The sequence below is a fragment of the Liquorilactobacillus sicerae genome (assembly GCF_029916425.1).
In the GTDB taxonomy this organism is placed as follows: domain Bacteria; phylum Bacillota; class Bacilli; order Lactobacillales; family Lactobacillaceae; genus Liquorilactobacillus; species Liquorilactobacillus sicerae.
This window is the reverse complement of sequence record NZ_JAHAVQ010000404.1, coordinates 1-204: the sequence shown is the minus strand read 5'-3', so window position 1 is coordinate 204 and position 204 is coordinate 1. Positions and strand designations below refer to the sequence as shown.

Sequence of the window (204 nt, the reverse complement as noted above, 5' to 3'; positions counted from 1 at the left end):
CGGGGCTAGTCACTGCGCCAAATGTTTGATCTGCTGACCATGCCCCATATGTCTTCTCACCAGTGACTGCATCTGTGGACACTGTCCGTGTAAACTCAACTGGCGTTGCCACATAGTCATCGGCTGCTTTGCTACCATCTTTATAGATATAATGGATGGTTTCATTCACAGTCTTCGTTTCGGTAGTGACTGTCGGTGCATTCT

Annotated in this window: 1 protein-coding gene; it reads right to left on the bottom strand. The window is 48.0% G+C overall.

Annotated elements, in window-relative coordinates; genetic code table 11:
• A partial coding sequence (locus KH893_RS13000; RefSeq protein ID WP_427860492.1) for a mucin-binding protein occupies positions 1-204 on the bottom strand: 204 nt, incomplete at both ends.